The sequence below is a fragment of the Mycobacterium sp. genome (genome assembly GCF_049278535.1).
Classification (GTDB): Bacteria; Actinomycetota; Actinomycetes; order Mycobacteriales; family Mycobacteriaceae; genus Mycobacterium.
In genome coordinates, this window is sequence record NZ_JBAPMI010000065.1 from 1 (window position 1) to 5351 (window position 5351).

Annotated in this window: 6 protein-coding genes and 1 pseudogene; 5 read left to right on the plus strand and 2 right to left on the minus strand. The window is 64.7% G+C overall.

Going from position 1 to position 5351, the window contains the following annotated elements; all coding sequences use genetic code 11:
- From WAO18_RS03675 to WAO18_RS03690, 4 genes and pseudogenes are all read left to right on the plus strand, one after another.
- On the plus strand, positions 1–200 hold a 200-nt coding region (locus tag WAO18_RS03675; RefSeq protein WP_422203990.1), incomplete at its 5' end, for a phage holin family protein.
- A 16-nt stretch (positions 201–216) separates the two neighbouring features.
- Positions 217–459, plus strand: a pseudogene (locus tag WAO18_RS03680) (DNA-formamidopyrimidine glycosylase family protein); the annotation flags it as partial.
- A 153-nt stretch (positions 460–612) separates the two neighbouring features.
- A complete protein-coding gene (locus tag WAO18_RS03685; RefSeq protein ID WP_422203995.1) occupies positions 613–1080 on the plus strand; it encodes a zinc finger domain-containing protein in 468 nt (155 codons plus the stop codon).
- Positions 1081–1084: 4 nt separating this feature from the next.
- Positions 1085–1834 carry an SDR family oxidoreductase gene (locus WAO18_RS03690; protein WP_422203991.1) on the plus strand — a complete coding sequence of 250 codons (750 nt, stop codon included), beginning with the start codon at positions 1085–1087 and terminating at the stop codon, positions 1832–1834.
- 25 nt (positions 1835–1859) lie between these two features.
- Here WAO18_RS03690 and WAO18_RS03695 read toward each other — a convergent pair whose 3' ends face one another.
- Positions 1860–3179 (minus strand): oxygenase MpaB family protein, encoded by a 1320-nt coding sequence (locus tag WAO18_RS03695; RefSeq protein ID WP_422203992.1) that lies wholly within the window; start codon positions 3177–3179, stop codon positions 1860–1862.
- A 92-nt stretch (positions 3180–3271) separates the two neighbouring features.
- Between WAO18_RS03695 and WAO18_RS03700 the strand changes: the two genes are divergently transcribed.
- The gene (locus WAO18_RS03700) at positions 3272–3853 is read left to right on the plus strand and encodes a TetR/AcrR family transcriptional regulator (RefSeq protein ID WP_422203996.1); all 582 of its coding nucleotides are present in this window, start codon (positions 3272–3274) and stop codon (positions 3851–3853) included.
- Here the strand turns inward: WAO18_RS03700 and pgi are convergent.
- Positions 3850–5351, minus strand: a 1502-nt coding sequence (gene pgi, locus WAO18_RS03705) for a glucose-6-phosphate isomerase (protein ID WP_422203994.1), incomplete at its 5' end; no start/stop codon positions are given. The two genes, WAO18_RS03700 and pgi, sit on opposite strands and share 4 nt — an antisense overlap.

A 5351-nucleotide genomic window follows, 5' to 3' on the forward strand; every position in this document is an offset into this window, starting at 1 on the left:
CGCTCTACATCCTCACGCTGGGCCTGTTCCACATCGTCGTCAACGCGCTCATGCTCTGGATCACCGCGTGGATCACCGAGAACACCACCCACTGGGGCCTGGCCATCGACCACTTCTGGTGGACCGCAATCTGGGCCGCCGTCGTGTTGTCCATCGTCGGCTGGTTGCTGTCGCTGGTGGTACGCACCGCGCGGCGCTGACCGGCACACTGGACACATGCCCGAGCTGCCCGAGGTCGAAGCGCTGGCCGACTACCTTCGCCGGCACGCCGTCGGCAAGACCATCGGGCGAATCGACGTCGCCGCGTTATCCGTGCTTAAGACCTTCGATCCGCCGATCAACACCCTGCACGGCCTGACCGTCACTGGCGCCGACCGCTGGGGAAAATACCTGGGCATGCGGGTAGGCGAGCTGATCCTGATCACCCACCTGTCCCGGGCCGGCTGGCTGCGCTGGTCCGACAAGCTGGCCGCGACGCCGCTCAAACCCGGTAAGAACCCGATCGCGTTACGCGTCCACCTCGGCACACCCGGCGAGGCGCCGGGCTTCGACCTCACCGAGGCCGGCACCCAGAAGCGGCTGGCGGTGTGGCTCGTCGACGACCCCCAGAAGGTGCCCGGCATCGCCGCATTGGGCCCCGACGCGCTGCAACTATCCGCCGACGATCTGGCCGGGCTCCTCGCAAAGAACACCGGACGGATCAAGTCCGTCATCACCGACCAGAAGGTGATCGCCGGCATCGGCAACGCCTACAGCGACGAGATTCTGCACGTGGCCAAGCTGTCGCCGTTCGCCACCGCCGGGAAACTAAACGACAACCAGCTGGCCGCGCTGCACTTTGCGATGGAGTCGGTGCTGAGCGACGCCGTGGCCCGTTCGGTCGGCCAGCAGGCCGCCACATTGAAGGGCGAGAAGCGATCCGGCATGCGGGTGCATGCCCGCACCGGTTTGCCGTGCCCGGTGTGCGGCGACACGGTCCGGGAAGTGTCGTTCGCGGACAAGTCGTTTCAGTACTGCCCGACCTGCCAGACCGGCGGCAAGGTGCTGGCCGACCGGCGAATGTCGCGTCTGCTGAAATAGTCGAATGACTCGGCAGAAGATCCTCATCACCGGTGCGAGTTCTGGCCTGGGCGCCGGAATGGCCCGCGCATTCGCAGCCAAGGGGCGCGACCTGGCGTTGTGTGCCCGTCGTACCGACCGGCTCGACGAGCTGAAAACCGAACTCTCGCAACGGTATCCGGATGTCAAGGTTGCAATAGCTGCCTTGGACGTGAACGACCACGACCAGGTACCGAAGGTGTTCGGGGAATTGTCGGACGCACTCGGCGGCATCGACCGGGTGATCGTCAACGCCGGTATCGGCAAGGGCGCGCGGTTGGGATCGGGCAAACTGTGGGCCAACAAGGCGACCATCGAAACCAATCTGGTTGCGGCGCTGGTGCAGATCGAAACCGCGCTGCAGATGTTCAACGAGCAGGGCTCGGGGCACTTGGTGCTGATCTCCTCGGTGCTGGGCGCCAAGGGTGTGCCCGGCGTGAAGGCGGCCTACGCGGCCAGCAAGGCCGGTGTGCGCTCACTGGGTGAGTCGTTGCGCGCGGAATACGCCAGCAGCCCGATCAAGGTGTCGGTGATGGAGCCGGGCTACATCGAGTCGGAGATGACGGGCAAATCCCAAAGCGCAATGTTCATGGTGGACAACGAGACTGGGGTCAAATCACTGGTCGCTGCCATCGAACGGGAGCCGGGTCGGGCTGCCGTGCCGTGGTGGCCGTGGGGCCCGATGGTGCAACTGTTGCGGGTACTGCCGCTACCGCTGACCAAGCGGTTCGCCTAGCTCACGTCTGCGCGTCGTACTAAGCTCAGTGTGAGGCCGGTGTGTAATGCGCTGCGTCGGTGGTGAATTCGGGTTTTCCATAGGTCGCAAGCCGGAGCTTGAGGAGCCCGATGACGTATGCGTCGGTGATGTCCCGAAGCACGGGGATGCGGCTGGCGTGCTGAACGGCGGTGAAACGTCCGATGATGAAGGGCGCGGTCAGGGCAACGCGCATAAGATCCGTCGCCCCCATGGAGACGCCCATGGCCTCGGCGATCTCACGGTCACCATTGCAGAACGTGCGGACGAAGGTGAGCTTGCTGAAACTCTTCTCGACCGCCTCGGCGCAACGGTCGAACAGGGTGGTGCCGGGCCGCAAGTAGGCCGCCATCGTGCCGCTGACGAGTTCCTGGCAGATGCTGTCGAATCCGTCGCGCAGCAGGGCCGAACGCGCGTGCATGACGTGCATGATGTCGGCGGGTTCGGAGGGCAGCAGTTCCTCCGGCAATCCAAGCAAAAAGCAGCGGTACCTGGCGAATTCGACGACGGCGCGTTCCTCGGCGGTGAACTTCGTCCGGCCCTGCTGACGCGCCCTGCGGGCCAACAAGTACTGGCCGATCATTCCGGCGGGCATCTGGTCGACCTGCGGCACCGGCATGCCGTAGACGGCGGCGTCCCATTTGGCGGATTTCTTCAGCGCGTTGTAGCGGACCATCGAGTGCATCAGCCGGACCATGGCGGCGGCTTCAAAGCCGCGGCCGTAACGGTGCAGCGCACCGGGCAGAGTGGTGACCGCGAAGAAACTCGCCGTCTCGTTGACCCGCCGGGCGGCCCGCTTGCCCGAGAGTGCGCCGGTCAGAGCCATTGGCAGCGCAGCGTAGGTGTTGGTAAAGGTCGCGATGAAGGCTCCTCGCGTGATGAACGGGGCCAGTAATGCCGCGGGGATGCGCTCTTGGCGAGCGCCTTCGCGTACCAGGTCGAAGTCGATCCACTCGGGGGTGGCCTCCATGGCGGCGATGAACGCGACGAGCTCGGAAGGCGCGTCGGGCACCGCCTCGATTCCCTCTCGGCAGGCCGTCGTGAGCATGTCGATCAGATGCGTGACGCTGTGTGAGTTCATCAGCGCCGCATAGGGGTCGGCGACGACGTCGCCGAGCAAGGTGGCCGTGCTGATCAATTCCATGACGCGGCCATCTTCCAAGATCGGCGCGCGGTCGGCGATCCAGGTGGGCAGGGCGGAGTCGACGTCTGGCTCGGTGGCCAGGCGATCCGGCTGCTGGTCGAAGTCGAAGTCCCCGTAGAGGTCGGGTTGCAACTCGCGCTGGCTTCGTACGCGCTGCGCGAGTTCCGGGTAGTAGGTGACCATCGCTGCCTCTCGATAACTAACAACTTGTGAGTAATCCTCACAAAGTGTTAGTTAGACTGTCAAGTGTGATGAAGGGCGCCCCGAAGCGGCGGATGACCGCGGAAGAACGGCGAGAGCAGATCCTCGATGTCACTCACGCTGTCGTCGCCGCCGAAGGGTTCCACGCGGCGACGCCGAACCGCATTGCTGTTGAGGCCGGTATCAATCGATCGTTGATCTATCAGCTGTTCGGGGACCCGGCCGGTTTGTTCGTCGCCTTGATCGACCGCGAGGCGGCGCGGGCTGGCGCGCAGTTCTCCGACGCGATCTCCGGGCTGGACGCCGCCGGCGAGGAGCAGTCCCTGGTGGTGGCGTTCGACGGTGTGCTGGCTGCCGTTGATGCTCATCCGGCGACCTGGCGACTGTTCTTGTTCCCGCCGCAGGGTGCGCCCCCGGAGTTGTATCACCGTCTGACCCAAGCTCAGGACGTTGTGCTGCAGTTCTTCGTCCGTGAACTGTTGCGCCACAATCCTGCGCTGCATGAGCCGGAATACACCGCGCGGGTCCTGCATGCTGCCGGTCGCGAATTGCTGCAGCTGCATCTCAGTGATCCCCAGGGTGCGTCCCAGGAACGCCTGCGCGCCTTTGTGCGCCGACTCGGCTCCGAGCTCATGGCCCGACCGGTTGGCGCTTAGCCCGCCCGCCCCCGTTCGGCACGATAACGGCGTACCAGTGCGTCCGTCGAGCTGTCGGATTGCTTTGCCGGAGAAGCATCTTCGGTAATCACCGGTACCAGCGCCTTGGCCTGGGTCTTGCCGAGTTCAACCCCCCACTGGTCGAACGAGTCGATGCCCCAGATGACGCCCTCGGTGAAGACCTGGTGTTCGTACAGCGCGATCAATTGGCCCAGCACCGACGGGGTGAGCCGGGTGGCCAGAATGGATGTGGTCGGGCGGTTACCCGGCATCACCTTGTGCGGCACCACCTCAGCGTCCGTGCCTTCGGCGGCGATCTCCTCGGCCGTCTTGCCGAAGGCCAGCACCTGGGTCTGGGCGAAGAAGTTGCTCATCAGCAGGTCGTGCATGCTGCCGGTGCCGTCCATGGTGGGCAGGTCGTCGGTCGGCTGGCTGAAGCCGATGAAATCGGCCGGAATCAGCCGTGTTCCCTGATGCAGCAATTGGTAGAACGCGTGCTGGCCGTTGGTTCCCGGCTCGCCCCAATAGATTTCACCGGTGTCGGTGGTAACCGGGGTGCCGTCGGCGCGGGTCGACTTGCCGTTGGACTCCATCGTCAGCTGCTGTAGGTACGCGGCGAACCGTGCCATGTCGTTGGAGTACGGCAGGACAGCGCGTGACTGTGCGTCAAAGAAGTCCGAGTACCACAATCCGATCAGGCCGAGCAGCACCGGCGCGTTGGACTCCAGCGGCGCGGTCCGGAAATGCTCGTCGACGAGGTGGAATCCGGATAGGAAGTCCGCGAACGCTTCTCGGCCGATCGCGGCCATCACCGAGAGTCCGATCGCCGAGTCGACTGAATAGCGTCCGCCGACCCAGTCCCAGAAGCCGAACATGTTGTGCGTGTCGATGCCGAACTCGTCGACCAGCTTCTTGTTGGTCGAGACGGCCACGAAATGCTTTGCCACCGCGTCGTCACCGAGCGCATCGGTTAGCCAGCGCCGGGCGGCGGTGGCGTTGGTCAGCGTCTCCAGCGTGGTAAACGTCTTGGATGCGACGATGAAAAGCGTTGTAGCCGGCTCCAAGTCGGCCAGCTTTGCGATCAGGTCGGCGGGATCGACGTTGGAGACGAATCGCGCGGAGATGCCGGCGTCGACATAATGCCGCAGCGCCTGGTACACCATCACCGGTCCGAGGTCCGAGCCCCCGATCCCGATGTTGACCACGGTGCTGATCCGCTTGCCGGTGGCTCCGGTCCACTCGCCGCTGCGCAGCCGGTCGGTGAAATCGCCCATCGCGTCGAGCACCGAATGCACGTCGGAGACCACGTTCTGCCCGTCGACGACCAGCTTGGCGTCGCGCGGAAGGCGCAATGCGGTGTGCAGCACCGCACGGTTTTCCGAGACGTTGATGTGCGTCCCGTCGAACATCGCGTCGCGGTGTTGCTCGAGCTCGGCAGCCCGGGCCAGATCGGTCAGAAGCTTCAGGGTTTCCCGGTTGATCCGGTGTTTGCTGTAGT

Coding starts and splice junctions, on each gene's coding strand:
- WAO18_RS03690 (WP_422203991.1), top strand. CDS start 1,085: ATGACTCGGCAGAAGATCCTCATCACCGGTGCGAGTTCTGGCCTGGGC.
- WAO18_RS03695 (WP_422203992.1), bottom strand. CDS start 3,179: ATGGTCACCTACTACCCGGAACTCGCGCAGCGCGTACGAAGCCAGCGC.
- WAO18_RS03700 (WP_422203996.1), top strand. CDS start 3,272: ATGACCGCGGAAGAACGGCGAGAGCAGATCCTCGATGTCACTCACGCT.